Origin of the sequence: Thermosynechococcus sp. QKsg1 (assembly GCF_031586415.1) — a bacterium.
In the GTDB taxonomy this organism is placed as follows: domain Bacteria; phylum Cyanobacteriota; class Cyanobacteriia; order Thermosynechococcales; family Thermosynechococcaceae; genus Thermosynechococcus.
On sequence record NZ_CP134200.1, the window covers coordinates 21638 to 47036 of the forward strand.

Sequence of the window (25399 nt, forward strand, 5' to 3'; positions counted from 1 at the left end):
GTTGCACCATGACAGAGATCAGTAACCGCCCTTCTGCCGCAGAGATTCAACTAGGCAAGGTCTGGACTTCGGCACGAAACCTCTTTGGTCTGTTGATGACAGGTGTGACGGGACTGTTTGCTGTCATTGCGGTGATTCCCTTGGCAGCCATTGTCATCAATGTGGCGTCCCAAGGACTGCTTCGGATCAACTTAGATCTGTTTACAAAACTCCCACCACCACCGGGTCTGGGTGGGGGGGGCTTAGGTAATGCCATCGTTGGTACGTTAATTGTGCTTGCTGTTGCCATGGCGATTAGTGTTCCCATTGGGGTTTTGGGAGCCGTCTGGCTGTCGGAATTCGGGCGCGGCAGCAAAATTGCCTATTGGGTGCGGTTTTCGGCGAACGTTCTCAGCGGGGTGCCCGCTATTATCGCGGGTTTATTTTCCTACACGATTGTGGTCATGACCATGGGCACCTTTAGTGCTTTTGCCGGTGGGGTTGCCCTTGCAGTGGTCATGCTGCCCATTGTGATGCGAACCACAGAGGAGGGGTTAGTCCTCGTTCCTGAAGAGGTTCGTCTGGCGGCATTGGGGTTGGGGGCGACTCGTTTTGAAACCGTCAGTCGAGTGGTGCTTCCTGCGGCGCTACCCTCTATTGCTACTGCGGTGACTCTAGCGGTGGCACGGGCGGGGGGTGAGGCGGCTCCTCTACTCTTTACAGCACTGAATAATAACTTCTGGTCAACGGATTTGTTTCGCCCCATTTCCACGCTTTCAGTACAGGTTTATTTCTTTGCCATCATTCCCTACAAACCCCAGCAGGAACTGGCATGGGCAGGCGCGTTGGTGTTGCTGAGCATCATCTTGCTCGTCAGTATTGTCTCGCGTCTGCTTACCCGTAAGAAACGCTACTAAGGACTTAAAAGGTAACTGTTCTATGACGACTCATCCTAAACCCACTCCCAAAGTCGTTCTCCAAGTCCAAAATGCCTCGATTTTTTATGGCTCATTTCGGGCAGTGCGGGATGTAACGATGGACATCTATGCCAATGAAGTGACGGCTCTCATTGGCCCATCGGGTTGTGGTAAAAGCACACTACTGCGCTGTTTTAACCGCATGAATGACCTAGTGCCAGGTGCTCGGGTAGAGGGCAAGATTACCTACCACGGCAAGGATCTCTACGCCAAGGAGGTAGATCCAGTAGAAGTGCGGCGGCGTATTGGCATGGTGTTCCAAAAGCCCAATCCCTTTCCGAAATCAATTTATGACAATGTGGCCTTTGGAGCGCGGGTCAATAAGTATAAGGGGGATTTGGGTGAGCTAGTGGAAACGGCGCTACGGCAGGCGGCTCTTTGGGATGAGGTGAAGGACAAGCTCAAAGAAAGTGGTCTATCGCTCTCTGGCGGACAACAGCAACGGCTATGTATTGCGCGGGCGATCGCCACCAAGCCCGAGGTCATCCTCATGGATGAGCCCTGTTCTGCCCTTGACCCCATTTCTACCCTCAAGGTGGAAGAACTGATCCATGAATTGAAGCAGAACTACACGATTGTGATCGTGACCCACAATATGCAACAGGCAGCACGGGTCAGCGATCGCACTGCCTTCTTTAATGCCGAGGCCACAGAACGGGGCAACCGGGTGGGCTACCTTGTTGAGTATGATTACACTAGCGTCGTCTTCAATAACCCCAAAGAGCAAGCCACGATGGATTATGTCAGTGGCCGCTTTGGTTAAAGCCTAAAGCTGCGGCTGCTGCTGGTGCCAAGGGGTCGCCTGTTCATAGGCATAGGCCACGTGAAAGAGGGTCTCTTCCCCTAGGACGTTGCCAATCAATTGCAGACCAATGGGCAGCCCTTCCTGATCAAAGCCACAGGGGAGGCTCAAGCTTGGTAGCCCGGCAAGGTTGACGGGAATGGTCATCAGATCTGACAGGTACATACTCAGGGGGTCGGCGGTTTTTTCCCCAACTTTGAAGGCAGTGGTGGGGGTGGTGGGGCAAACCAAGACATCCACCTGTGCAAAGGCTTGGGCAAAGTCTTCTTTGATCAGGGTGCGTACCTTTTGTGCCCGTAGGTAGTAGGCATCATAGTAGCCAGCGGAAAGGGCGTAGGTGCCAATCATGATCCGCCGCTTCACCTCAGCCCCAAAGCCTTGGGCGCGGGTTTTCATGTACATTTCAAGGAGATCGCTGGCTCCTTCAGCGCGAAAACCAAAGTTCACGCCATCATAGCGGGCTAGGTTTGCCGAGGCTTCCGAGGGGGCAATGATATAGTAGGTGGGCAGGCCGTAGGCAAAGCGGGGACAGGAGAGTTCAACAATCGTGGCCCCCAATTCCTGAAGGGTTTTTAGGGCGGCTTCAAGGGCGGATTTCACCTCTGGTTGCACGCCTTCTGCTAGAGTTTCTTGAATGACGCCAAGGCGTATGCCTTTGAGATCGGGTTTGAGGGCTTGGGTGTAGTCGGGAATCGACACGCTGAGACTGGTGGCATCTTTGGGATCATGCCCCGCGATCGCCCCCAAAAGAATCGCAGCATCAGTAACTGTCGGTGCCAAAGGCCCAATTTGATCCAATGACGACGCATAGGCAACAAGGCCATAGCGCGACACCAAACCATAGGTCGGTTTGAGGCCGACCACCCCACAAAAGGCGGCGGGTTGACGAATGGAACCACCCGTATCGGAACCAAGGGCAGCCGCACATTCCCCGGCAGCAACGGCGGCAGCAGATCCCCCAGAAGACCCCCCAGAGACCCGCTCTGGATGCCAAGGATTGGCGGTGAAACCAAAGGCAGAATTTTCAGTAGAGCTGCCCATGGCAAATTCATCGAGATTGGTTTTGCCCACCATAATCGCGCCAGCGGCCTGCAATTTTTGGGTCACGGTGGATTCGTAGGGGGGGACAAAGTGCTCCAGCATCTTAGAGGCACAGGTGGTGCGCACACCGTAGGTGCAAAGGTTATCCTTGATGGCCAAGGGAATCCCTGTGAGCACACCAATCTCTTCACCGGCAGCAATGCGCTCATCCACGGCGGCCGCTTGGGCAAGGGCGCGATCGCCCGTCACGGTTAAGAAGCTATGGAGTGTTGGCTCCACTTGGGCAATGCGATCTAAGTAAGCTTGGGTAATTTCAGTGGCGGAGCGTTCTTTGCGAACGAGTTGACGGTGGAGCTCCTGAATCACTGACATAAATGCAGATTCCCTAGTGACAATGCAACACTGGCGATCGCGGGCATGGCCGCAAACAGGCCAATCTTAAGTTTAGCAATGTGGCTGATCATTTATCGCCCCAGATGCAGCGCTTTGGCACGGCGCTGTCTCTTAATCAATCAGCGATATATTAGGAATCAAGAAGCCCTGACGACGGTGCTCATGCCCTTGGGGAGTATTCGATGGAACCGCTCGACCCCGTGGATCGGGAAGCCTTTACCAACCCGACAGTGCAGCGATTGTGGTTCTTTGTCTATTTGCTGCCCATTTTTGGCATGATTCCAGCACTGTGGCAGTTGAGTCGCCGGGGGAGCGATCGCCAGACCCGTCAAGTCAGTCGTCTTGCTCTTCTCATTGGTCTCATTTGGCTGTTGGGCTATGGCCTGCTGAATGGGGCGGTCAGCGTGAGTGAAGCCCAGTCTCTGCATCATGGCCTATTACTCTTTCTCAATAGTCTCTGGGGATCCGCCTACTTTTTGGTGAACTTGGGGCTAATGGTGCGCCTATGGCGGGGGCGATCGCTGAAATTGCCCGTCTTGCAGCGTCTGATGAAATACCTGCCATGACCCCTAGGCGTTGGTTTTGGCCCCTGTTAGGATTCAGCGCCATTCTGGTGCTCATCCTCTGGTTGATATCGGCACTCACGTGGCTCTATGTGCAGGTGGCCTTTACTGCCCCCTTTTTGGCCAATCTCTTGGTGCTGATTTTCATTGGTCTATTGGGGGGGCTGCTCTATACCTTCTTTCGTTACCTGTACTTACTTGAGCGCAAGGGCAAGCCCAAGCCCGCTACCGCTACGCCCCAAGCCCCCCTTGATAAAACGGAAGCCGCCGCCGAAAACCTCAAAGCCCTACGGCAGCAACTGAGTCAAATTGAAGATGAGGTGGCACGGCAAGCACTGTTGGCACGGGCACGGGAGCTGGAGGAGGATTTTTACCGCCAAGAATTGCGCATTGTGGTCTTTGGCACCGGTTCAGCGGGTAAAACCTCTCTCGTCAATGCCCTCCTTGGTGAAATGGTGGGGGAAGTGGCACCAACAATGGGCACCACCGCAGTGGGGCAAACCTATCGTTTTTGGCTACCTAATACAGAGCGGGAAATTCTGATTACCGATACCCCCGGCATTTTGGAGGCGGGTGTGGCTGGAACCTACCGGGAACAATTAGCGCGACAACTGGCCGCAGAAGCAGATCTGCTGCTTTTTGTGCTCGATGATGACCTGCGCCAGTCGGAATATCTGCCCTTGGTCAACTTGGTGGAAATGGGCAAGCGATCGCTCTTGGTCCTCAATAAAATTGACTTGCGCTCCGAGGCCGATCAACTGGCTCTTTTGCGCCATCTACGGCAGCGAGTTAAGGGGTTGATTCCGCCCCAAGATGTCGTGGGTATTGCCGCCCGTCCCCAACCGATTCGCCTCGACACAGGAGAGTGGTTAGAACCCGAACCCCATATTTGGCCATTGATTCGGCGGCTGAGTGCCATTCTCCGCGAGGAAGGGGATGACCTCGTGGCAGATAATATCCTCTTGCAGTCTCAACGCCTAGGGGAGCAGGCTCGCAAAATCATTGATCAGCAACGGCGCCGCCAAGCCGATAAGGTGGTGGAGCGCTACCAGTGGATCAGTGCGGGTGTGGTCTGTGTCACGCCGATTCCCGGCGTAGATCTACTGGCTGCCGCCGCCGTGAATGCGCAAATGGTGATGGAAATTGGCAAGGTCTATGGCTGTGACCTGAATCGCGATCGCGCCCGCGAATTAGCCCTTTCCTTGGGCAAAACCCTGGTCAGCTTGGGCATTGTTAAGGGAGCCATGAATCTCGTCGGTACGGCCTTGCAATTGAGCATGGGGGGGCTGGTGGTGGGCAAAGCCGTCCAAGGGATTACAGCTGCCTACCTCACTCGCATTGCTGGTAAAAGTTTTATTGAGTATTTTCGCCACAACCAAGACTGGGGCGATGGTGGCATCAGCGAAGTAGTTCAACAGCAATTTGAACTCAATCGCCGCGATGAATTTATTCGCTCCTTTGTGCAGCAGGCGATCGCTCGCTTGCCATCGCAACTTGGAACCGTGATTCCTGAGGCGATGAAAACCCCTTTATCCCATGAGGAAGAGCTATCTTAAGCGATCCTAACAATTGCCCCAAGGACATCGGCAAAAACCGCTACTATGTTGAGTAATTAAATTATTTTCACGTTGCCGATTTCGGATGAGTCTCTCGACCCGCAGTCCTGATCTTGAGGTGGAACAACTGCCGCAGTTATTGCAGGCAGCTCGGTCTCGTTATTTAGCCGGGGAGCGATCGCCCGCTGTGACGAAGCCCCTCTCTCAAGCCCTGCGAGCCATCCTCGAGCGCAACATTGATACCCATCTGAGTCAACGCGGCGGCTATCTCCAACGCCTAGTGGAAGCCTATTTTCGCCTCTTTCCTCGCTGCCTAGAAAACCTGAGCCGCGATCAACTTCAACAGCAGGCGGTGCAAAAAACGGTGCAGCGATTACTGCAAATTCCCGCCACCGTCATTCAAGATGAGTACGATCGCCTCAATCGTGGCCAGTACAATCAACCCCTGAAGCAACTGGTGCTTGCCTTTAGTCGCCCAGTCCTAGCCAACCGCAATCCCTCCCCCGAACTGACAGAGGCCGAGTGTTTCCTCGCCTTCTTTATCCAGTGCCTACGCCAAGAACTCGGCGCAACAGTCCTCCTATCCCCCCAGTTTCGCCACGAGTACCGCGATCTCCTGCGTACCGTATGTCTGGGGAGTTCTGATCCCGAGCAATGCCAAAGTAACCTCACGGGCTGGCTCTGGGAAGCAATGAAGTCCTTTGACCCCCTCAAGCCCTTTGGGGCCACTGGTCATGGTCGTCCCACCTTTGAAGCATGGGTGCGCACGGTCATCAGCAATAAACTGGCGGATGAAAAACGCAAACTCCTCAAGCGCGAGGCTGATGAACTGCTCTTCTATGACAACCGCGCCCTGCAAGTCTTTCAAGATCGTTATCAAGCAGCACCCCCTGAGGTAAAACGGGAGATTGATCCCAAAGCCTGCGCTCAGTTGATTACGATTGTCCAAACGGAAATTACCGATCCCCGTATCCGTGCTTCGACGGCTCGCTTGCGCCAGCACATTGCCCAACTCTTGGGCTGGACGATCGAGTACACCCGCGACATTCATCAACAGGTACGGCGTATTCTTGGACGTTATGTGCAGTCCACTCGCTCTCTGAACATTTGCTCCACCGACAGCAACCAAGAATGGATTGACAACTATCCCGATACCCGCACCCTACCCACCAGCAATGGCCAAGGGGTGGAGTCCATGGTGGAGTTTCTCAATGATCCGCAGACGCCGACATGGGTCAGGGATTGGTGTGAGCGTCGCCGTACCCAAGCGGAAATTGCCCGTGAACTCTTTGTCAGCCAGCCCACGATTTCTCGCTGCCTCGGTCGTGAATATCGCCTGTGGCTCTACCGTAAATTCTTTCAAGATCCCCAGATTCCGCAATGGATGAGGCGATGGTATGAAACCCAATCAATCCCCAGCCCCCATCAACGACGGCAAACCCGCCGTGAAATTCACCCTGACTATGCCCGTGGCCTCTGCACCGCAAAACAAATTGATGAGCAAATAGAGGCCAAACTTGCGCAGTGGTGTGAGCATAACGATATTTACTACCTCCCCTAGGCAGCCTCGCTTTTTCGTACTTGGTTTGGATGACGACGGCTATGACTTCCTTTTTGGCACCGACTGTTCCCATTCGTTCCCTGATATTGGATGCCGCCCATGGGGTGCTTCAGGGATGTCGTCCCAGTCGGCAACGGCAGGTTCTGCCCTATTTGGTTGCCCTCTACTCGTTCATAGACTGGTGGGAAAATGAGGGTGTTCCCAGTAAGCAGGATGATCTGGACGATCTGCCCGATGATCTGACCTTGAGTACCACTTGGTGTGAGCGGCCAGAGGTTCTTGACCTTGTGGACATTGCGGATCTCAACTTGGAAGGGGTGCAGTTATCTATCTATCCTGTCGAGGCGGGAGAGTCTGTGCGGATTCATTGCCCGACATTTTTGGGGGTGATCAACGCCGATTTGGCGGTTGCTGTTGGTTTGGATCGCGATCGCCGTCAGGCACAGATGCTGGGTTTTTGCGATCGCCAGACCCTTCTTGACTACTGGCAACACCATCCAGCGGATGCCCAAGGCTATGGCACCTTTCCCCTAGAGCACCTGCAACCCATCTTCTACTTGCCTGAGCAAATTAGCTTCCTCAACCCGCTGCCCCGAAGCACACCGCTGGCCACCAAGGGCAATACCTACGGTCAACCCCTCGAAACTCTACCGCAGCTCACCCAGCACACGGCTGTTGCTGAACCTGAACGGTTACCCCTCGACAATGAAACCGCAATCCAACGCCTTTTACAAGCTCTCCAAGGCTACACTGAAACCTCAGAAATTTCCCTCTCCCAAGATTAGGATTGGGCTTCTGGGGGCGATGTGTTTTCGGGTGGGTGCTCGCGGTAGTAGGCCTGTGCTCCCTCTTTGGTATGAATCTGACCGGGTTGAGGGCGGCGATGGGTTTGCAGGCCTTGCAGCACTTCTGATAAGGTCAGGCCTTCCGGCAGGGGCGATCGCACTTCCCGCACCTTGTGCCACACCGAGCGCGACATCATTAAACTGCGGCGGATAGGTTCAGCCCAGCTTTCAAGGTAGGCTTCTCGCTCCCCTTGGTAATCCGTCGAAGACAGCAGTAGAGGTACGGGCGGATAGGCCTGCACCAAGCGAGCAATGTGGGTCAGTACCCCTGGATACAGATTTGTATAGGCAGGATGTACTGTTAAGTCTAGCCAGTGGGGCGTGTGTCCATCTTGGCTGGTATGGAGTGTATAGGAGGCGATCGCCACCTTCCGCTGTGGTTCAAACACATAAGCACGATGCACTTGTACCTGTTGCGACCAACTGGCCAAACCGTGGTGTAGCCAATCCAAAAGACTCGTTTGAAAGTCCCGATAGTGGCGATTAAAGACTTGGCGCACCAGTGCCGGCATCGACATCGTATCCAACTCATGCAGCAACCGTGCATCGGCATTCGTGACCTTCAGCAAATTAGGCAAGCAAGGCGTGCCCTGTGCCAGTTCTGCCAACTGATCCGCTGAAATTTGCCAGTAGGTGAGATGCGCCAAGGGTTGAAAGCCATTTTGGCGGTAGAGGTCTAGTGCTTCACGGTGGTCAATATTGATTTCAACCATCCAAGTACGGGCTTCCACAAGGGTACTAAAACAGTGGCGCAGGAGTTGTGTCCCCACCTCCGTAAACTCTTGGGCGGCCAATTGCTGCACCTGCCATGTGGTGCGACTTTCATTAAAGGGAGCCACTTGCACAACGCCTAACACTTGGTTGTCCCGCTCCGCGACATAAATCCGCAGCTTGCTCATCCCCGTTAGCCACTGCAATAGATGCAGCGGTGAGGTCATCAGGCCACCCGCCAAGGACGGCAGACCAAAGGGTTGATCATGTACCCCTTCATGGCACAGCCGCTGTTCCACCACCTCCACATCCCGATAGGCCAAGGGACGGATAATCAAATCACCAGTGGGGGGCAAGTCGGAAACCATCAGCGGGCACCAATCACTACTTCCATCTTAAGGACTCCGTCACCAAAATAAAGGGGCGCTGCCCCACGACAACCGCCCCAGCAAGATAAATTGTGCAAAATCGCCTTAGTAAAGTTCTTCCTCTTGGTTGGTGAGGATTTTACAATCAGAGCGGGGATAGGCGACACAGGTGAGCACAAAGCCCTTCTCGATTTGGTCATCATCCAAGAAGGACTGATCCGACTGATCCACTTCCCCTTCCAGCAGCTTGCCGGCACAGGTCGAGCAAGCACCAGCACGGCAGGAGAAGGGCAGGTCTAAGCCTTGCTCTTCAGCCACATCCAGAATGTACTCATCTTCGGGCACATCAATGGTTGTTTCGCTTCCATCAGGACGCACAAGCGTTACTTTGTAGGTTGCCATGAATCTTGTCCTCTCTTATATGGAAAAGGCAGGGAGCCATCACGCTCCAATTTAGATACTAGGGGAAAACCTCAGCCTTGATTGGCAACTGCAAACCCCTCCTTGTATCGTTTTCGTAATCTAAGGCTTCCAAGGTATCTGAAATACTTATAGACATTGAACTCTATGGAGAAAATTAAGCAAACTCGATGACTGGCTCTATTCTCCGACTCGATGGCGCGGGGGCACAACCAACTCCCCTGTCCGATACCGATTCACCATGGCCGTTAGGGCTTGCTCCATCTCACGGCTAAAGCGTTGGGGATTCCACAGGGGGGCATAGCGTTTAGCTTGCCGCAGTTTCCAGCTGACCTGTTGCCGCAGGTCTGGCTCCGTCCCGAAACGAATTCCCCAATTCACATACTCCTCATCATTGAAGGCAATCCCCTCCTCAACGCCAACATTTTTGAGGAAAGTGTAGGTGTGCCGTGCCACAAACTGCTGACCCACCTTCGTCACAATTGGCACCTCCATCCATAGCGCCTCTAGGCTCATTGCCCCCCCCACATAGGGATAGGTATCGAGTACTACATCTACATCGTAAAGATTGGCACGGTGGATCTCTGGCGGATTTGATGTCAAGAAATAGAGTTTGCTTAAATCAAATCCGGCAGCTTCAGCAACACTACGGCACCACTCCTCAAAGATGGGACTGCTACTGTGATATTTCACAATGAGTACAGCATTTGGCACCGCTTCAACAATGGCAAATTGCAGCTTGAGCATTTCCGGTTGAATTTTACTGGCTCGCTGGGCACAGAGAAAGATTACCGTATCGGCACTCAGCCCCAATTGATCGCGAATCCCAGTTTTGTTGGCCACCTCATAGCCATCAAGGGAGAGATAACAATCCGGCAGGCGCCACAGGGTTTCTGTGTACCATGCTTGCGCTCCCTCAGGCAGAATGTAAGGGTCAACAATAAAGTAATCTACTGTTGGCAAGCCAATGGCATCAAAGCCCACCCATGTCGCTTGTACAGGTGCTGGCTTGAGGGTGAGAACTTGATAGGTAAGGTCACTGGTGCAGCTATCTAAGTCAATGAGAACATCAATTTTATCGTCATAAATCTGCTGAGCAATCTCATTGACTTTTGTGTCACAACTGCGAAAGTAATCGAAACTAACTTGAAACCAGCGAGAAAGTTGGTCTTCCTTACTGGTACGAAACCATGGATTATAGCCATAAAATTCAAACTGCTGGCGATCGTACAACCGAATAAAGGCACGAACCTGATGACCCGCAGGATGCTCGTGAAAACAAGTGCCAATAAATCCAACTTTAATTTTCTCAGTAGATGAACTCTCTATAGAAGAATGTAAAGATAGTTGATGATTAGCATAGTAATTATTGACGGGTAGAAAGTACTGAGCATTTTCATAAAAGACTTTATTACGCCTGTTATAGATTGGTTTAATTTTAGAAGGTTCATCAAATTGATGTGTCAGATGAAAGTAAGAAGAGATAGCATAAAAGATGCTGCCAAAGTCAATTTGTTGACTGCTGATATTCTCTACAAGAAATTGATTACAGCGATCGACGTTCTCAAACCATCTCTTCCACAGATTTGCAACTTCTTCAGAATAATTGAGATCATACTTAAACGTTTGTAGCACGTGCAGTTTAGAAGTGGGGCTGACATCCTCCCCCAAAAGTGTCAGTGGATAATCAAAGAGCTTATTTGCACAGTAAAGTGCCAACTCATGTAACTTGCTCTTAGCACAAATACGGGAAATAAACTCGTACAATCCCCATTTTTCCTCAGCAATTTTTAGGCAAACCTCAGCTAGGGAAGGAGCTAGGCTAGCAGGATGATTATTGAGCATTTCAAACACTGCCTTCTCAAGCGCAGGTTGCAGTGATGGATATTGGCCTAGCGCTTTGATAAACTCAGGCAACCCCTCTAGCTCACTGCTGTAACCTACCAAGTGCTGCACTGTATTAACAACATCATTAGGGTTAATTTCCTCTAAGCCTTTATTTGGTGTCAATAAAGCAGTGAGTTGATGTAACAAGTGAGTAATTTCTTCTGTGCCAAATCGTAATTCAAGTGAGAGGTTTAGTAATTTCAACCCTATCTTGAAGTTAGGGGTAAATTCGTAGGCGTAGCTTGTGAGAGCAAATTGCAGCTCTGAGGTGTTGCGGGGTAAATTTGCAAGCTCCAATAGGATCGGTGCCCATGTTGCGGTAATTTCTGCTTGCTCTTCTTCAGTAAAGTCACTGAGATACACTGACCACAGCAGCTGTGCCTCTGTCTCTTTGTCCTGAAAAATGTACGTGGCGCCTTGATAGGCAACCCAGTAGTGCTCTGCAGGAAACTGCTCGCTCAATGTCTCGCAGGCAGCTAGTACATCCTCATATCGTCGCTGTTCAAGATAATAGCGAAGTCGCTGCTGCCAGTTGCCCAACATTACCACAGACTCTGTCAACACCTGTTCTAGGAATGCTTCCCATTCGCGGGCACGAACTGACCATGTGCAGTGGCGATTGATGTAGTCCACTTGAGCACGGAGATGGGCATCGAGGGCGGCATGGGCTTGAGGGTCTTTAAACCGTTGAATCACCCGATCAAGCACGCAGCCATAGGCAGCTAGATAGTCCTCGTGGGGAAGAGGGATGAGGTCAGCAAAGCCCGCTGTTGTTTCAGGGAGGGCACCCAGTTCACTAGTAATGACGTAGCAACCGCTGGCCATAGCCTCCATTGCGGCAATGCAGGAGGTTTCAGCAAAGGTATTCGTATAGGCCCAAATGGCAGTGGATTTGAGGGCTTGAGCTAGTTCTGGTTGGGGGAGTGACCCAATATAATTGACATTGGCCAAGTCATGGCAGCGTTGGTAGAGGTTTCCATACCGCTGTTGATCCTCAGCCTCGCTGGCTTGATAGACCTTCATGCTGGAATAGACATTGAGACGTACTGAGGGATGGCTCGCCTGCAGCGAAGGCATGAGATCAAGAAGTAGATGCAAACCGCGAAAGGGGGTACTCGTATAGGCCAGTGTCAAAGGTTGCGCCTTTGCCTTAAGGATAGATTCTGTAGGATCAAAAAGGTTTTCAAAACAAGGGGCAATGGCATTACGCAGGACAGCGGTTTTCTCAACAGGAATTTTGAATACTTCAATATATTGCTCTTGCTGCCACTGACTAATTAAGATAATCCGTTGATAGACCTCCTGATGTTCGGATGAATGTAAAGATTGAACATCAAGTTGATCGGCAGCGTGTTGTGTCCATAGTAATAGGGGAGTCTGGGGTGGCAACACTAAACGAAGCTGGTCAGCCGCAGCGGTACTATTCAAAATAATGGCCACATCAGGTTGCAGTTGCTCAAGGAATGGCAGCGTCAGCCAAGCTAGGGGCAGATGGGGAACCTGCCGAATACATTCAATGTGCCGCGTGTTATTGAAGAGCCAAACCTCGTGCCCTCGCTGTTGCAATTGCTCCGCCAGATAACACAACGCCGACTGTGACCCCCCTAAGGGAGCTTCATAGGGTGTGTTGAGTGTGTACTGCCAACCAATCCGATCAATAAAGAGAATGCGCATAGGAGCAGAGGGTAACTGACCAGACTAATTTTCTCTTAAGGTAATAGTTTTTGGTGAAAAAAGCCAAGAATACCTCGTTTTAGCTCTAATTTGGTTTGACTTAGTAAAGCCAACTTTGACTTAAAACTTATAGCTATTCCAATAAAGAATGAGACATTATCCAGCACAATACTTGCGAATCAACTCATCAATCGAACTGTTTGACCCCGTATACATCCGCGCTTGCTTCAGCGCACTAAAGTCATGCTCAATCACATTCAAAATAAAATCTAGATATAAATAAAAGGCCAAGAATACAGAATTCTTGGCACTTCAGCTTTGATCAGTAAAACTCTGCAAAAAAAACTTAGGCAGTCCTACTGCATTGACCTAAGAGCAGTCAGGAGCATTAGCACCGGTGCCTGTCACAATTGTAGAGGTCGTGATACCCTCCTTCACCGTCACACAACCTGTGACCCCTGTTCCTTGGTTGTCAATAGAGGTTGTTTGGGCGATAGCATGTGCCCCAGCATTAGTCGTAATTCCAGGTGTCTTGTATCCATCAGGTGTCGAGACCCCTAGCTTCAGGAGTGTGACATTAGGGGCAAACTCAGTGTTTTCTAGACGGTAGGCCTGTTGGGCACGGTTGATGGCACCGATCGTGTTCTTGGCGCTAGAGAGACGAGCTTTAGCGGCTTGGTTGAGCATGGAGGGCAGGGCAATGGCGGCCAAGATACCGATGATGATCACCACCACCAGCAGTTCAATCAGGGTGAAGCCTTCGTTGGCTTTTTTCTTGGCCAGCAGGTGCTGGAGGAATTTTGCTTTCAGTTCGGTTTTCATATTTTTGAGACTCCTTAGGTCAAGACATATTCGCCTCTAGGCATAACATACCCACCCCCTGCAGCAAAATTAACACCCCTTCCAAAAAGTTTCCGATTTTTTCCTGCTACTACTGGAGTGCCCTCGGTAGGCGTCATTCCCAATCTGCTAAATTTGCGGTAGCTTGCTCCTGTGGTATCTTCGCATGGTGTGCAGTAGGCTAGTCTATAGTTATCAAGCCTGATCAGTCTCTTTATGAATAACCGTGGCAATGGCTTTGGCTGGGGATTTCTAGCAGGTGCCCTCTTTGGTGGCATTGCGGGTTCCCTTGTCACGCTTTTAGTTAAGGATCGATTGAGCGAAGCAATCACCAGTGACTCTGGGCGGCTGAAGGGGGATAAAACTGCTCCCCTCAATGGCAGTGATGACAACTTAATGGAGTCTATGCGCCTAGAGCTAGAGGCCAAAATTGCCCAAATCAATGAAGCGGTGGATGACCTGCAAAACCGCCTCAGCAACGAGGATCAGTCCTGAGCCGTAAGTGAGTATGGGTTGGTTGGTGCTGCAGACAACAAATAAAAGACTTGAGACGTAGGGATATTGCCTCAAGCCCAATCAAGAATTCGAGGAAGATTACACAGGGAACTAGTAGGCTAGGCCCATACTGCGGGTGGTTTCGGCACCCAGATAGACGCGAATACTCAAAAAGTCCGTCGGACAGGCCGTTTCACAGCGTTTGCAGCCAACGCAATCTTCCGTGCGGGGGGAGGAGGCAATTTGACCCGCTTTGCAACCATCCCAAGGCACCATTTCCAGCACATCGGTGGGGCAGGCCCGCACACACTGGGTGCAGCCAATGCAGGTATCGTAGATTTTGACAGTGTGAGCCATGGAATAACCGCTCCTAAAACGATCAGGATGACAGGTGGATGCCCTGCCGCCAACTCAGGAAGCCCCTAAGCTACGACAATAAGGGCAGTCTGGAGATAAATACCGAGATTTAGGATACCGCAGTGGTTGGTTGCGCGGCGGAGTGGATGGGCAAACTTCAAAGAATGTAACTTTTTTGTAAAGTCTGGTAAATTTACCTACTGTGGGGTCAATCTTAGTCATTTAATCCGTGGCGCTTGCCTGGGTTGCGGAACTTGAAAGGGTTCTAGGGATTCCAAGTACAGTGTAGTCGGATGCGTTGTGTGTGGTGGTCAATGTCTTGGAAGTGGTTGCCCCTTGCTGTGTGTAGTGCAGGCCTACTGCTGGTGCCTGTGCCTTCACCTCATTCCTTGGCTCAAACTTCCCCGCGCACAGATGCGATCGCTCCGTGGGAGATCATGAACTATGCCCGCGTGGTTCTGGAAATTGAACCCATTCGTCAAAAATACTACCGTCAAGCTCAGGTGGCTTTCCAAGGTCAAGTGCCCCGCAATTCTTGCTTTGGCATGAATCCCCAAAATATCCCCAGTGGCTTGGAGACCATCTGTGCTAACTATGTGCGTGAGGCAATGCAGGTGCTGAGGAAATATAATATGTCTTTAGAGCAATTCAATGCGATTACACTGCGAGCACAGCAGGACAGCGCCTTGAGTCAGCGTATTCAGGCCGAAATGTTGCGATTGCGGAGACCTTGAACCCATGAAACCCACTCAACCAACTCTAAGTATTATTACTGCGACCTATAATGCTGAGGAACACCTGCCACGGTTGATTGCGTCGCTGATTGCTCAAACCGATCAAGACTTTGAGTGGGTCGTTGCCGATGGTGGCTCTACAGATCGCACTTTAGAGCTAATAGAAGCAGCAAAAGCTGAACTAAAGGCAGTCGTTGTCGACTCGCGACCCGACTTTGGGATCTATGATGCCCTCAACCGTGCTGTTTGCCTAGCCTCAGGAGACTATTATGTGGTGATGGGTGCAGATGACGAGCTCTTTCCTGAGGCAGTTGCCCAATACAAGATCGCTTGCGAGGAAACAGAGGCGGATTTTGTTACTGCTAACTATTACATAGGAGAGCGTGACATAGCGCCTGTTTGGCAGCCAGCATGGGAATGGTTGAAGGGCATGCAGGCTCACGTAACTAGTCATGCTGTTGGCTTGGCAATTCGACGCACACTACATCAAAGGGTTGGTCAATACTCCCACCATTTTCCTATCGCAGCGGATCAGCTTTTTGTTATGCAAGCAATTCGTGCAGGCGCAAGGGTTGCTAGGAGAGATTTTATTGCTGGGCGTTTCCATCCCCATGGAACCAGTGGTAGCGATCCTTTGGGATCGATTGTTGAGTCGTATCGGGTTCAAGTTCGTTTAGGACACTCCCTCCTTGTCCAAACCTTGCTACTCTTTTATCGGATTATCAGATGTTGGCCCCGCATTCAACAACAGAGATCAAAATTTCTGTGGTAATTCCTTTGTATAACAAAGCTAGGCATATTGCTCATACGCTGAGGAGCGTTTTGCAGCAAACCAGCCCAGCAGCTGAGATTCTTGTGGTTGATGATGGGTCAACTGATGCTAGCGCTGAAATTGTTCGCGGCTTTTTGGATCAGGGTGTGCGTTTGATTCAACAGCCAAACCAAGGGGTGAGCGCCGCCCGTAATCGCGGATTACAGGAAGCCAGTTATCCCTACGTCGCATTTTTGGATGCTGATGATGAGTGGCTGCCCGAGCACTTGAGTACTCTTCAAGCATTAATCACGGAGTTTCCGCAAGCCGCTTTGTGGAGTACATTTTGTCTAATTCGGCAACGTGGGGACTACTATTTGCCGCCAAGCGGGTTGCCATACGGCTGGCGAGGCATGGTGGAGCGGTTCTTTGAAACCCATGCCCAAGGACTGAGTATGGTTAATTCCTCAACTGCCTGTGTTTGCAAGGAGGCGCTACTTTCTGTTGGGGGCTTCCCCGTGGGTGTCAAACTAAATGAGGACTACATCGCTTGGTGGCACTTGGGGTACCAATACCCTGTAGCTCATGCAGCAATAGTTACTGTTATCTATAACCAAGATGCAGAGAATCGCTGCAGTAAACTCCCTCAAGCTGCACTCCCTGCTTCATTACCCTTTTTAGTAGAGTTGTTACACTCTCAGCAAACTCCTTACCACCACCGCCGAGGGATTAAGGCCTGTTTTCGCCGAATTGCCATAGCCACATTGATAAACACCAAAATTAATGCAGAGACATTGGATACGAAAACTCTTCTTCGCCTCACATGGCGCAGTGGGTGCTATGAGTTGCTCCTGATCCTTGTTGTCCTTTATTTGTGTCCCAGAAGTTTTCTTGGGTTCCTTAAGCATAGACGCCATCGGCAACAGCGACAGCAGGCTAAGGATCTGTTAGGCTGAGATAGCATTAAATAAATAACCAACCCAGCTTTAACAAAACCGATAAATAAAGGCACGGCAGAACAAGAACAAAATGGTGTTACTGCTCCTAAACTTGCTGCTAAAATATGCCGCTTAATTTGCGTTTTCCCTCTAAATAAACTCTAACTTTTTCAGGTTCTAAGGTGGCAAAGGGCGGAGTTCCCCGCCCATTCAGCTAAAAATTGCGAGCCTTAGCTACAGCCACAGCCTGTATGGCCACAACCACCGCTTTCTTTGCAGGTGCCGTTGGCACAGGCTTCGGAGCAGTAGGGTTTGCCCTCAACCATGATGGCCTCGCTGAGGGAGACAATGCAGAGGCAGTGGGGGCAGGCACATTTCATTTGGGTAACGGTTGTCATGGCTTTTTCTCCAAATGGGTGACACAAGGGAGGTATGCTTCACCTCTCCTTTAATATATCTGAACAGTTGTTCAAACGTCAATTAGTTAGCACCTGATCAACGCCTATGATGGAAGTATGAATACTAAAATTTTTGCTCCTTCTCATCCTCATCATCCAGAGGCTTTGGCACGAGCCAGCGATCGCCTGCTCTCTACGGAGAAAGCCCAACGGATGGCGCAATTTTTTGGCCTCTTGGCGGATGCCAACCGACTGCGGATTGTCGCCTTGCTCGCCCAAGGGGAGTTTTGTGTTGGCGATATTGCCGTGGCACTGGAAATGAGCGAGTCTGCCGTCTCCCACCAATTGCGGATGCTTAAGGCCATGCGACTGGTCAAGTTTCGTCGCCAAGGGCGGCATATCTTTTATCAATTGCTAGATCACCATGTCCTCGCTCTTTATGAGGCGGTCGCAGAACACTTAGATGAAGACGCATCAGACACTTCAGGGAGTGGGAACGGGGCAAGATGAGGGTGAGGCAATTCCTGAACCAGCGGGGGCAGCTTCTAAAATTTGGGTTGTGGTTAGTGTTGTAAACGTAGCATAGGTGCAGCCCGTAAATGCTTTCAATTCTGAACGCTCAGGGGTGGCTTGGAATTCAGCATAGTTACTATTCGCAGCGGTGATTGCGTAATTATAGTCGGGCGTATCACTAAAGCCGATTTGTAAACTTGCAATGTCAGTGGTGAATGTGGGATTGGCCAAACGGTAGGCCTGTTGCGCACGGTTGACCGCACCAACGTTTGTTTTGGCTTGGGATTCGCGGGCTTTTGTAGCCTGATTTAACATGGAGGGGAGGGCGATCGCCGCCAAAATCGCAATAATAATGACAACGACGAGCAGTTCAATGAGGGTAAAGCCTTTCGAGAGGATGAGCGATCGGTAGAACCAAGGCAAATTAAGACGGTAAGGAGACATAGGGCGACTCTCAGGTTAGACTCGTCTTCACTCTCAAGTGTTCCCACAGATCTCTGTGAAATTACAGGGAGCTCCTCTATAGCCCCAGTAGTTTTTTCTTGGCCGCTTGGAACTCCGCTTCTGAGAGTAGCCCCTGCTGATACATGGCCATGAGTTGTTGCAGTTGCTCTAAGCCAGAGGAACTCGCCGAAGCACTGGTTTCAGGTGTTGGTTCGGGTTGCGATGGAGGTGGTTCAGGAGCAGGGGACGTTGGTGTGGGGCTAGGGGCTGGTGTGCCTTGAGCCAATTGATAGGTTTGGATCACCTCTTGGAGAATGGCGGCTTCTCGCTTATATTCAAGGCTGTCGCGTCCCCCAGCTTTGTGGAGTTCTTCCTCGCGTCGCTTCAAGTAGTTCAGTAGATGCTCATAGAGGGCTTGCTTTTCTGCTGGGGTTTCGGCTGCTTTGAGAATGACGGTCACTTGGCGCTGAATTTCCTCTAAGTCGGGACGGCAGGCCAACACCTCTAGGACTTGGGTCACTTCCTCCCAGTTGGCGGCAATGTCCACATCTTCAAGACCAACGGCGGTATGGCGGGTGTAGCGGATGGTGGCTTCGCGGGTGGCGCGGTTTTCTGCTTGTTTGAGGACATCAAGGGCGCGAGCAATCACCACCAGTTTTAGAATTTGGGGGTTTTCTGGAAAGACATCCCAGAAGGGGGGATCCTTTTGCAGATGTACGGGGATGGGCAAATCGCGGTTTTCGCCCCGCAGGCGGGCGCGTTTGGCGGTAATCATTTGGCCTCGCCAATCTTGGTAGGACTGGCGCAGTTCGGGCATGCCCTCAATACAGCGTAGGGAAAAGCCCCCCATCTCTTGGACAAAGACAATGCGGTGGCGTTCGCGATCGCCCAAGGGCTTAATGTCATCACTGGTAATGCTCTGGCCATTCGGTTTGACGAGGTTCTTGAGCAGGGGAATCAGTTTTTTGGCAGCCAAATCAGCCGTATTTTCACCGCCAACAATGGCGATATTGGTATTCACTGAAGGAGTAAAGCCAGCATCACGACCACTCATGACCGCTTGGGAGAGCAATAGCAGTGGCTTTGATTTTTGGTAAGCCATGCGCAGGGCATTGAGGATCTCCGCTTCATCATTGCGATAGAACTGCAACAGGCGATCGCAGGCGGTGAGATCCCGCACAAGGCGGCTCTCTTCTGGGGCATTTTGCACGGTGCGCCGTACGGTTTCTTGGATAATCTCCCGCAGGTCACTTTCTTGGACATCCGCTAGTTGTGCCAAATCCAAGAGACGCATCACCTCATTGGCGGCGCGGGTTTCCTTCCAGAGGGGACTCGCCTCCTGCAACACCGTTGCTGCCGTTGTGGTACAGAGTTGGTTTAGACCAATGGCAAATGTGGACTGCACCCCGGTATTGGCACCCGCATAGCGTTCCACCAAGTCTTGATAGAGGCCATTGAGTTCTTGGCGATCGTAAAGCTTCACCCCATTGATTCGCAGGGCATCGGCACTATCCGCTTGACTATCGGCCATCGCCTTGAAACTATCCCGTAAATTGAGGAGCCGCTGGTTGAGCTTGGCAAGACGTGCCTCCATCCCTTGCAGCCATTCCTCTAGTTTGTCCATCACCTCCTTGGCCAGAAAGCGGGCTTTAGCTTGAATGATGGCATTGAAACTGCCCTCAATGCCTTCTAGAGCCTGCTGGCAGAATTCCTCCATTTTCGCTTGCTTGGAGATGCCAAAGAGAGTGCTAAAGTGCTGGATATCCTGCAGGGCATTTTCGTATTGCCGCTGACGATTGGTGATATTGGGTTGCCAAGTTTGCTGAATTTCGCGGTCATATTTTTCCTTCTGACTGACAAAAATTTGGCGAATTTGCAGCAGAAAGGCATTGGCAAACTTGGGTCCGCGATTGCGATCTTCAACAATGCGGTAGAACTCCTCCTCAAGACTTTGGCGAGCCTGCTGGATAATTTGATTGCGGTTGTCGTACATGCGCTGCAAAAAGTCACCGTGGAGACGCTCATCGGGGCTAAGTTCGCGCAAGTGGGCAGCACGGTAATTGTCCACCTGTTCACTCAGCCAAGGCACAAATTGCAAAATTTTGCCTCTTTCGGCACCAATCATGCCCCCTACCCCCTGTTGGGTACATTCAAGGCGGTTTTCACGGCTAATTTGATTGCGTAGATCATTCACCCAGCGGGAAATTTCCTGCATGTAGGGGCGATCGCCCGCTGCTGCTAAGGCCAGTACCAAATCCACATCCAGCAAGTTCATGGGTTTCAGGAGACTCTGGGTCACCTCTAAAAGCTGGGGTGGCAATTGCACCGATTCGTTCAGCCACCAGTGAATAAAGTCTTGGCAAAGGCGATAGGTCAAGGAGGCGCGAATTTGGGCAATGGGAATTTCGACACTGGAGAGGCCAAAGGCCATAAAGCTCTTGGGATAGCCCCGCCCCCCGGCATCCTGAGAGGCCCAAGCCGCCTTAATGTTGTCGCGAATCGAGCGTTTGTGGGGCGCAAAGTCAGAAGTGAGATCCAAAAAGATATTTTGGGCAATCATCTCACGGATCTCATCGAGCTTGAATTCATTCTCGCCATTTTTAGTGCCCACGAGGTAGGTAAAGTCAAAGGGAGGACAGTTGTAGCGCACTTCGTCGCTGAGGCTGCTACTAAATTGCGCCACGTACTCGGTGCGGTAGTCGGCAAAGTAACTGAGTTCCATGAGGGCGGCATAGCCATTGGCCAGCACGCGATCGCCGACACTAATGGCTGCAAAGGCATTGGGCATGGGCACAATTGCCGTGACGAGGGGACTCGACTGCCCCTTGAGCCAATGGCGCACACAATAGCCCAAGTCAATGAGCATACCGCTACCCGTGCCCCCAGAGAGGGAACCTGTAATAAAGACATTGAGGCTACTATTGTTGACCTTGAGGCCATAGCGGCTTTGCATATAACTTTCGTGGCCTTTAACGCGATCGCTGGCCGCTTGGAACTTTTGTTGAATCGCATGGTAGTTGCAAAAGAAGGCAAACCGACCACAGGCACGGATTTGACCTGCCCCAGCCTCTAGGGCGGTAATGTTGCGCTCCAGTTCCTTGGGAAACCAAGAGGCAATCCACGGGTAGTTGTCGAGGTTTTGAATGATTTGCTGCACGTTTTTGCCACTGACACTGGCCCAGTGCTTTTCGTTGTCCTTGAGGGGAGAGCCAGCGGCGAGGGGGTTACTCACTTTGTAGTCGCGATCGGTGTCAATGGCGAGGAAGCTAATCACGGGAAACTGCTTCAGGCTGCCGTAGGTTTCTTCCACCAGTCGCCGCACCCGCGATAGCACCTCAATGCCTGTACCTCCCACGCCAACAATTACTGTCGGAACAATCGACTTTTCCTCCACCTGTGCAGGCATGATTCCCGTCTCCGTGACCAGTCATCCCCATCCTAGCAAGGATGTCCGCCAAGTCTGGAGTGGCCTGTCCATGAATACCATCCCTCAGGAGAGCAGAGGACCGTGGTAGTAGGAGACTCATTGACTGGGAACTGGTGCGAATCCTCTCACGGCAGTACCCTGTGGATTTCGGGGCTGGTTCATTCCCCGATAGGCAGCAGGGAGCAGCAGCAGTTGCCAAAATTTGAGGCGCCTTCACGATAGATTGAAAAATGTTTGCGCCCTGAGTATTGTCATGACAGCTTCTTCTTCCGTTTCGACAACAACTGCCCCTTCCCTAACACCGGTGGCGGTACCCCGCCGGGATCTCACTGTGCCGCTGTGGTTAGCGCTGGCGATCGCTGCCGTTGCTACGGTGATCCTTTACATTTTCTTTTTGCCCCTTCAGGGCACCTACCTTGGCCAACTGCTCCTCAATCGTGGCTGGACGCAACCCGTGGCTGTCTTTTTTGCGTGGACAGTTTTGGTGTTTACGATTTTGAAGGCGATCGCCCTCGTTCAACAAGCACCCAGCCTGCGGCAAATCTGGATTCCCGCCAACTACCCCTTCACCTCGATGCGGGATATTTTGCAACTGCAGCAAACCCTTGCCCAACGGCGGACGCTGCTGCCCAATCGCTGTGCCCGTGTTTTAGGCGCGTTTCTCAGCAGTGGCCAGCGAGAGATTGCTGTTGAAGCCGCCGCAGAAGAGAGTGGCAGTGCCGCAGCCGCCACCGATGCCTCCTATACGATTCCCCGTGTTCTCGTCTGGGCGATTCCCCTGCTGGGCTTTATTGGCACCGTGGTTGGGATTAGCCAAGCGGTCAGTGGCTTTTCCAGCTTTTTGGAGACGGCTCAGGACGTGAACCAAATCAAGGAGGGGATTGGCGGTGTAACGACGGGGCTAGCAGTGGCCTTTGATACGACCCTCGTGGCCTTAGTGCTGAGTGTGCTGGTGATGATTCCGATGGTGATCGTTGAACGCTGGGAGAATAAGCTGCTGCTGCAAATTGACACCTACATTAACGATCAACTGCTGCCTCGCCTCCCCGTTACGCATACGTCCGCAGGGGTAGATCGCAACACTCTCCAAGAAGTGATTCAGGAAACAATTCGCACGGAGCTGCCCACGCAGGAACGGCTGCAACAACTCTTGGACAACTTAAATCAACTGGCCCGTGCCGTGGTCAGGGATCGGCAGCAATTTGTGGCCACACTGGAGGAGCGCCAGCAACAGTCCATTGAGCAGTTTGAGCGCCTCGTGACCCAGATTCAGCACAGCCAAGGGGAACTACTGGCGCACGTCAATCGGGAACAGACCGCCATTGCCCAAGAACTGCGGCAACAGAGTCAGTACATTGCTCAACTCTTGGCCGAGAGCGATCGCACCCTGCAACAGCGGTTACAACTGTTAGAAACCCTCAACCAAGCCCTGCAAGCCCTCGCCGATACGGGTAATCTGCAACTGCTCCTCGATAGCCTCAACCACACGCTGGGGAATCTGCAACCGGTGCTACGGCAACTGGCACAACCTCGACGGGTAACGCTAGTGGAGCAGCCGAGTTCCTTGGATGGGGGCGATCGCCCGATTTAGAGGTTAGACCGCGAGGAACCGCTGAATCACCTCTTGACTGAGATCACGGGTGGGGCCAGAGGCAACAATGCCCCCTTTTGCATGGCATAGTACCAGTCTGCCTCACGGACAAAGTGGAGGTGCTGCTCCACTAGGAGGACAGAAATGCCTCGGACGGCAATAATGCGACGAACTGCCGCCTCAATCTCAAAGATAATCGAGGGTTGAATTCCCTCGGTGGGTTCATCCAATAGGAGAAGCTTGGGTTCGCCCATTAGGGCGCGGGCGATCGCCAACTGTTGCTGCTGCCCGCCGCTGAGATCTCCGCCCATGGGGTGGAACCTGAGCCATACACCAAAAATTTCGGTCGTCCGAGTCCAAATTGTTGAGCAGTGGGGGCTTGCTGTCTCGTAATAAGCAATAATCCCCCATAGGTTCAGAGGACGTTATTGGCGCAAACTGTATCCTAGGCTACAAGGTTTCAGCGATCGCTCCCCACGGCTAATTACCTTTTGTAAAAAAGTGTATTGACTGCTACGCAACTTCAACCCGGTGGCCACTGCATGGCTCGCCCGCCCAACAGGTGCAGGTGCAGATGATAGACGGTTTGACCGCCATCGGGGCCATTGTTAATGACAATCCGATAGCCATTGGTTAAACCCTCTGCCTCAGCAATGCGTTTCGCCGTCAGCAGCAGGTGCCCCAGCACACGGTGATCTTCCGGTTCTGCCAAGCTGAGTTGGGGAATCGGCTTTTTGGGGATGACCAGAATATGCACGGGGGCTTGGGGGTTGATGTCACGAAAGGCCAGACACAGCTCATCCTCGTGAACAATATCCGCTGGAATCTCGCGGCGAATGATGCGGCTAAAAATGGTTTCCGTGGTCATGGTTTCACTCCTCACACATGTCTAATGGTTTAGGGATCCACCCAGCGGCCATCGGCTTTGATTAATTCCACAAGGGCAGCCACCCCTTCAGATTCCGGCACCTTTTTCACTTCCTCACGACCGCGATAGAGCGAGATGTAGCCAGGTTGTTTGCCCACATAGCCATAGTCGGCGTCGGCCATTTCCCCTGGCCCATTGACAATGCAGCCCATGACAGCAATATTCAGACCCGTGAGGTGTTTGGTGGCTTCGCGGACTTTGTGCAGCACTTCCTCAAGGTTAAAGAGCGTGCGCCCACAGGAGGGACAGGCCACATACTCCACCATGGTTCGCCGCAGACCCAAGGCTTGTAAAATGCCGTAGCAGACAGGAATTTCTTTTTCGGGGGCTTCGGTGAGGGAGACACGAATCGTATCGCCAATACCTTCGGCAAGGAGGGTGGCAATGCCAGCAGTGGATTTGATGCGGCCATACTCGCCATCGCCGGCTTCAGTGACTCCCAAGTGGAGGGGGTAGTCCATGCCCAGTTCGTCCATGCGCTTGACCATAAGGCGGTTGGCGGCAATCATCACGGGTACCCGTGAGGCCTTGAGGGAAATTTCAAGATTGTAGAAATTCAAAGACTCGCAGATGCGGATAAATTCTAGAGCCGATTCCACCATGCCTTCTGGGGTGTCCCCATACGTAAAGAGCATCCGCTCAGCAAGAGAACCGTGATTGACGCCAATGCGCATGGATTTGCCCTGATCCCGCAGCGAGATCACCAGTGGCTCAAGGGTTTCGCGAATTTTGGCACCAATTTCCTCAAACTCGGCTTGGGTGTATTCAGTGCGATCGGGCTTGGGTTTCTCAAAGACGTATAGCCCCGGATTGATGCGTACATTGTCCACATACTTGGCGACTTCGAGGGCAATTTTCATGCCGTTGTGGTGGACATCGGCAACCAAGGGCACAGGTTTGTAGGTTTTGTAGAGGCGATCGCGAATCTCTTCCATGGCTTTAGCATGGGCAAGGCTAGGCACTGTCACCCGCACAATTTCACAGCCAATTTCATGGAGACGACGAATGGCGGCTACTGAGCCTTCAATATCTAGCGTGTCTTCATTGATCATCGATTGCACCGCCACAGGATGACCGCCCCCAATGATGACAGAGCCAACGGGCACAGGACGGGTTTTGCGACGGACAATGGCGGTTTCTGTCGGAGTAGCTTGAACAGGACTCGGCAGCGTTTGCATAGGATGTAAGTGGCCAAATTGCGCAACT

24 protein-coding genes and 2 pseudogenes are annotated in these 25399 nt (G+C 52.0%); 12 read left to right on the top strand and 14 right to left on the bottom strand.

Features of this window, described 5'->3' with window-relative positions; translation table 11 throughout:
• Positions 1 to 8: 8 nt before the first annotated feature.
• On the top strand, positions 9 to 896 hold the full coding sequence (gene pstA, locus RHP47_RS00100) for a phosphate ABC transporter permease PstA (RefSeq protein ID WP_149817025.1): 888 nt from the start codon (positions 9 to 11) through the stop codon (positions 894 to 896).
• Positions 897 to 918: 22 nt separating this feature from the next.
• Positions 919 to 1719 carry a phosphate ABC transporter ATP-binding protein PstB gene (gene pstB, locus RHP47_RS00105; protein WP_310840712.1) on the top strand — a complete coding sequence of 267 codons (801 nt, stop codon included), beginning with the start codon at positions 919 to 921 and terminating at the stop codon, positions 1717 to 1719.
• A 3-nt stretch (positions 1720 to 1722) separates the two neighbouring features.
• Here the strand turns inward: pstB and gatA are convergent, their stop codons facing one another.
• Positions 1723 to 3171, bottom strand: coding sequence for an Asp-tRNA(Asn)/Glu-tRNA(Gln) amidotransferase subunit GatA (gene gatA / locus RHP47_RS00110; protein WP_286626048.1), 1449 nt, complete (start codon positions 3169 to 3171; stop codon positions 1723 to 1725).
• A gap of 203 nt (positions 3172 to 3374) precedes the next feature.
• Here gatA and RHP47_RS00115 point away from each other — a divergent pair, with 203 nt between their 5' ends.
• The 4 genes from RHP47_RS00115 (at position 3375) to RHP47_RS00130 (ending at position 7657) form a co-directional block, all read left to right on the top strand.
• Positions 3375 to 3758 (top strand): hypothetical protein, encoded by a 384-nt coding sequence (locus RHP47_RS00115; RefSeq protein WP_310840715.1) that lies wholly within the window; start codon positions 3375 to 3377, stop codon positions 3756 to 3758.
• On the top strand, positions 3755 to 5311 hold the full coding sequence (locus tag RHP47_RS00120) for a DUF697 domain-containing protein (RefSeq protein WP_286626050.1): 1557 nt from the start codon (positions 3755 to 3757) through the stop codon (positions 5309 to 5311). The genes RHP47_RS00115 and RHP47_RS00120 overlap by 4 nt, the downstream gene beginning before the upstream one ends.
• Before the next feature lie 85 nt (positions 5312 to 5396).
• Positions 5397 to 6872 carry a hypothetical protein gene (locus tag RHP47_RS00125; RefSeq protein WP_302679639.1) on the top strand — a complete coding sequence of 492 codons (1476 nt, stop codon included), beginning with the start codon at positions 5397 to 5399 and terminating at the stop codon, positions 6870 to 6872.
• Positions 6873 to 6913: 41 nt separating this feature from the next.
• Positions 6914 to 7657 (top strand): hypothetical protein, encoded by a 744-nt coding sequence (locus tag RHP47_RS00130; RefSeq protein WP_286668812.1) that lies wholly within the window; start codon positions 6914 to 6916, stop codon positions 7655 to 7657.
• Here the strand turns inward: RHP47_RS00130 and RHP47_RS00135 are convergent.
• The 5 genes and pseudogenes from RHP47_RS00135 to RHP47_RS00155 all read right to left on the bottom strand — a co-directional run bounded on the left by RHP47_RS00135 (position 7654) and on the right by RHP47_RS00155 (position 13599).
• Entirely contained in the window at positions 7654 to 8796 is a 1143-nt protein-coding gene (locus RHP47_RS00135; protein WP_310840719.1) for a GNAT family N-acetyltransferase, read from the bottom strand. The genes RHP47_RS00130 and RHP47_RS00135 overlap by 4 nt on opposite strands.
• A gap of 105 nt (positions 8797 to 8901) precedes the next feature.
• Complete coding sequence (gene petF1, locus RHP47_RS00140; protein ID WP_011056851.1) at positions 8902 to 9198, bottom strand: ferredoxin PetF1; 297 nt, start codon at positions 9196 to 9198, stop codon at positions 8902 to 8904.
• A 198-nt stretch (positions 9199 to 9396) separates the two neighbouring features.
• Entirely contained in the window at positions 9397 to 12777 is a 3381-nt protein-coding gene (locus RHP47_RS00145; RefSeq protein WP_310840721.1) for a glycosyltransferase, read from the bottom strand.
• A gap of 156 nt (positions 12778 to 12933) precedes the next feature.
• Positions 12934 to 13038, bottom strand: a pseudogene (locus RHP47_RS00150) (IS630 family transposase); the annotation flags it as partial.
• 108 nt (positions 13039 to 13146) lie between these two features.
• Positions 13147 to 13599: a type IV pilin-like G/H family protein gene (locus RHP47_RS00155; RefSeq protein WP_310840723.1), complete on the bottom strand. Its 453-nt coding sequence runs from the start codon at positions 13597 to 13599 to the stop codon at positions 13147 to 13149.
• Between the two features lie 234 nt (positions 13600 to 13833).
• Here RHP47_RS00155 and RHP47_RS00160 point away from each other — a divergent pair, with 234 nt between their 5' ends.
• Positions 13834 to 14112: a hypothetical protein gene (locus RHP47_RS00160; protein ID WP_286626067.1), complete on the top strand. Its 279-nt coding sequence runs from the start codon at positions 13834 to 13836 to the stop codon at positions 14110 to 14112.
• 111 nt (positions 14113 to 14223) lie between these two features.
• On the opposite strand, the gene psaC is transcribed toward RHP47_RS00160, so the two are convergent.
• Positions 14224 to 14469: a photosystem I iron-sulfur center protein PsaC gene (gene psaC, locus RHP47_RS00165; RefSeq protein ID WP_011056855.1), complete on the bottom strand. Its 246-nt coding sequence runs from the start codon at positions 14467 to 14469 to the stop codon at positions 14224 to 14226.
• 314 nt (positions 14470 to 14783) lie between these two features.
• On the opposite strand from psaC, the gene RHP47_RS00170 reads away from it, so the two are divergent.
• From RHP47_RS00170 to RHP47_RS00180, 3 genes are read left to right on the top strand one after another with little or no spacing between them, the layout of a single operon-like run.
• Positions 14784 to 15203 (top strand): DUF4168 domain-containing protein, encoded by a 420-nt coding sequence (locus RHP47_RS00170; RefSeq protein ID WP_310840725.1) that lies wholly within the window; start codon positions 14784 to 14786, stop codon positions 15201 to 15203.
• Positions 15204 to 15207: 4 nt separating this feature from the next.
• Positions 15208 to 15975, top strand: coding sequence for a glycosyltransferase (locus RHP47_RS00175; protein ID WP_310840727.1), 768 nt, complete (start codon positions 15208 to 15210; stop codon positions 15973 to 15975).
• Positions 15930 to 16910 carry a glycosyltransferase family A protein gene (locus RHP47_RS00180; RefSeq protein ID WP_310840729.1) on the top strand — a complete coding sequence of 327 codons (981 nt, stop codon included), beginning with the start codon at positions 15930 to 15932 and terminating at the stop codon, positions 16908 to 16910. The genes RHP47_RS00175 and RHP47_RS00180 overlap by 46 nt, the downstream gene beginning before the upstream one ends.
• Here the strand turns inward: RHP47_RS00180 and RHP47_RS13075 are convergent.
• Both RHP47_RS13075 and RHP47_RS00185 read right to left on the bottom strand, forming a co-directional pair.
• A complete protein-coding gene (locus RHP47_RS13075) occupies positions 16823 to 17029 on the bottom strand; it encodes a permease (protein WP_399381638.1) in 207 nt (68 codons plus the stop codon). The two genes, RHP47_RS00180 and RHP47_RS13075, sit on opposite strands and share 88 nt — an antisense overlap.
• A gap of 93 nt (positions 17030 to 17122) precedes the next feature.
• On the bottom strand, positions 17123 to 17290 hold the full coding sequence (locus RHP47_RS00185) for a metallothionein (protein ID WP_206200560.1): 168 nt from the start codon (positions 17288 to 17290) through the stop codon (positions 17123 to 17125).
• A gap of 117 nt (positions 17291 to 17407) precedes the next feature.
• Between RHP47_RS00185 and RHP47_RS00190 the strand changes: the two genes are divergently transcribed.
• Positions 17408 to 17800, top strand: coding sequence for a helix-turn-helix transcriptional regulator (locus tag RHP47_RS00190; RefSeq protein ID WP_286626074.1), 393 nt, complete (start codon positions 17408 to 17410; stop codon positions 17798 to 17800).
• Here RHP47_RS00190 and RHP47_RS00195 read toward each other — a convergent pair.
• On the bottom strand, positions 17774 to 18247 hold the full coding sequence (locus tag RHP47_RS00195; protein WP_286649746.1) for a type IV pilin-like G/H family protein: 474 nt from the start codon (positions 18245 to 18247) through the stop codon (positions 17774 to 17776). The two genes, RHP47_RS00190 and RHP47_RS00195, sit on opposite strands and share 27 nt — an antisense overlap.
• 76 nt (positions 18248 to 18323) lie before the next feature.
• The gene (locus RHP47_RS00200; RefSeq protein ID WP_310840732.1) at positions 18324 to 21653 is read right to left on the bottom strand and encodes a tubulin-like doman-containing protein; all 3330 of its coding nucleotides are present in this window, start codon (positions 21651 to 21653) and stop codon (positions 18324 to 18326) included.
• Positions 21654 to 21927: 274 nt separating this feature from the next.
• Here RHP47_RS00200 and RHP47_RS00205 point away from each other — a divergent pair, with 274 nt between their 5' ends.
• The gene (locus RHP47_RS00205; protein WP_286649748.1) at positions 21928 to 23265 is read left to right on the top strand and encodes a MotA/TolQ/ExbB proton channel family protein; all 1338 of its coding nucleotides are present in this window, start codon (positions 21928 to 21930) and stop codon (positions 23263 to 23265) included.
• A gap of 3 nt (positions 23266 to 23268) precedes the next feature.
• On the opposite strand, the pseudogene RHP47_RS00210 reads toward RHP47_RS00205, so the two are convergent.
• From RHP47_RS00210 to ispG, 3 genes and pseudogenes are all read right to left on the bottom strand, one after another.
• Positions 23269 to 23576: pseudogene (locus RHP47_RS00210) on the bottom strand (ATP-binding cassette domain-containing protein); the annotation flags it as partial.
• A 212-nt stretch (positions 23577 to 23788) separates the two neighbouring features.
• Positions 23789 to 24133, bottom strand: coding sequence for a histidine triad nucleotide-binding protein (locus RHP47_RS00215; protein ID WP_149817064.1), 345 nt, complete (start codon positions 24131 to 24133; stop codon positions 23789 to 23791).
• Positions 24134 to 24162: 29 nt separating this feature from the next.
• Complete coding sequence (ispG, locus tag RHP47_RS00220) at positions 24163 to 25371, bottom strand: (E)-4-hydroxy-3-methylbut-2-enyl-diphosphate synthase (RefSeq protein WP_149817066.1); 1209 nt, start codon at positions 25369 to 25371, stop codon at positions 24163 to 24165.
• Positions 25372 to 25399: the final 28 nt, after the last annotated feature.